General features: G+C 73.4%; 1 protein-coding gene and 1 pseudogene. One reads left to right on the top strand and one right to left on the bottom strand.

Going from position 1 to position 2,053, the window contains the following annotated elements; genetic code table 11:
* Nucleotides 1–746, top strand: a pseudogene (locus ACY45C_RS09140) (transcriptional regulator); the annotation flags it as partial.
* 28 nt (nucleotides 747–774) lie between these two features.
* Here ACY45C_RS09140 and ygfZ read toward each other — a convergent pair.
* Entirely contained in the window at nucleotides 775–1,932 is a 1,158-nt protein-coding gene (gene ygfZ, locus ACY45C_RS09135) for a CAF17-like 4Fe-4S cluster assembly/insertion protein YgfZ (RefSeq protein ID WP_462187193.1), read from the bottom strand.
* Between the last annotated feature and the right edge of the window lie 121 nt (nucleotides 1,933–2,053).

Raw genomic sequence — 2,053 nt, 5'->3', positions numbered from 1 at the left:
ACACCGAGCACGTGGGCCGTCACCTGCATTTGGTGGCCGCGGAGCTCGCCCGGTTCGCGGGGTGGGTCTCGTTCGACGCCGGCTTCCAGACGGCCGCTCAGCGGTACTGGATCACCGCGCTGCATGCCGCGCACGCCGGCGGGGACCGCATGCTCGGTGCGAACGTGCTGAAGAACATGTCCCTGCAGTGCGTGGACTTCGCCCGCCCGCGGGAGGCGGTGGATCTGGCCGAGGCCGCCGTGGCCAGCGCCGGGGGAGCGTCCGGTCGCGTCGGCGCCATGCTGCACATGCGGCGGGCCCGTGCCCACGCCGCGCTCGGGGAGGCCAGCGCCTGCGCGCAGGCGCTGGCCTGCTCGGAGGAGGCGATGGTCACCGCGCGGCCTGAGGACCCCGCCTGGTCGTCCTACTTTGACGAGGCCGAGTACCAGGCGCAGATCGGCAGCTGCTACATCGATCTCGGTCACCTCACGCAGGCGGACCGGTGGCTGGAACGCTCCCTGGCGATCCACCCGGACTCCCGGGCCCGGGACCGGGCCACCTACCTGCTCCGGTGGGCCGCGGTCCAGATGGATCTCGGTAACGTCGATCACGGGTGCGAGCTGACCCGCCAGGCCCTGCCGATGCTGGAGGCGACGCGATCCAAGCGCAACGCCCGCCGGGCCGACGAGCTGCGCCGCCGGCTGCGGCGGCACGGCACCGACCCGGCGGTGCGGGAACTCGATCAGCTCCTCGCCCGGACCGCCTGAGCCGGCCGGAACCCGAGCCGGCCGGGAATCAGGGACGCAGCCGCCCGGCGGGACGCTTCGGCACCGTCGTGGCCGGTTCGTCGTCCGGATCGATCGCGGCGGCCAGCGGCGCGCCGTCGGGATCGGCGGCGACGAGGGCGGCATCCGCCGGCACGGACCGCTTGATTACCGCCAGGGCGATGGGGCCGAGTTCCTCGTGGACCTCGGAGCTGCCGACGAACCCGACCTCGCGCTCGCCGACCGTGACGGGAGAACGGGGCGCCGCCACCGTGCCGTCGAGATGCAGCAGTACCAGCCGCCGCGGCGGGCGACCGAGGTTGTGTACCCGGGCGACGGTCTCCTGCCCGCGGTAGCAGCCCTTGTCCAGGTGCACGGCGCTCGCCAGCCACCCCACCTCGTGCGGAATGGTGCGATGGTCGGTCTCCCGGCCGAGCCGGGGCCGTCGGGAGGCGATGCGCATGGCGTCGAAGGCGGACAACCCGGCCAGACCCGCCCCGGCGGCGCGCAGCCGCTCGACGGTGCCGGTCAGGTCGGCCCGGCCGACGAGGAGGTCGACGCCGTGGGGGATCCGCCGGACCAGCGTGCCCGTCCCGGTGCGAGCGACCGGGTAAGGACCGGTGATCGGTGCCCCGACCGGGTCGGGTGCCTGTGGTTCGGGCAGGTCCAGGCCGGGCGCGCCGTCACTCGGCCCGTCCAGCGCCGCGGCCGCGACCTGCGCGGCCCTTGGCCCGAGCACGCTGAGCACCGCCGTCACCGCGCCGATGTCCGTCGGCTCCACTCGGAGCATGAAGCGCATCGACTCCAGGTAGCGCAGCAGGGCGCCGCCGGTGCCGGGCTCGACGTCCACCCAGGTGGACGTGCCGTCGTCGGCGAGGACGAGATGGTGTTCGACGTGGCCGTGCGGGGAGAGCACCAGCGCCTCGGTGCCCCGCAGTGCGCCCAGCGCAGACAGATGCTGAGAGGTAACGCTGTGCAGCCAGGAGAGCCGGTCGGGGCCGGAGATGCGCAGCACGTCCCGATGCGATCTGTCGACGACGGCGGCGCCGTCGCGCACTGCGCGCTGTTCCCGTAGCGGATCGCCGTAGTGGGCGGCGACCACGGCGTCTTCGGCAGTGCCGGCCACCGCACCCGGCAGGCCGAGCAACGGGGAGAGCGAGGCGGACGTCGTGAGGGACCCGGCGGTCATGGAACTCAGTCTAGGTCTGTCTTCCGCACATGGGGTTTCGATGCGTTGACCGGCCTGGTTTCCGCTCAAGGTGGCCGGGTCGGATCGCCGCCGAGAATGGTGACGAGGTGCTGGTGCAGAG

The organism is Frankia sp. CcWB2 (assembly GCF_977927585.1).
Note: the sequence above shows the minus strand (reverse complement) of the source record. Positions and strands in the feature narration are given on the sequence as shown.

Excerpts from the sequence above, each read along its gene's own strand:
- ygfZ (WP_462187193.1), bottom strand. The coding sequence starts at position 1,932 with ATGACCGCCGGGTCCCTCACGACGTCCGCCTCGCTCTCCCCGTTGCTC.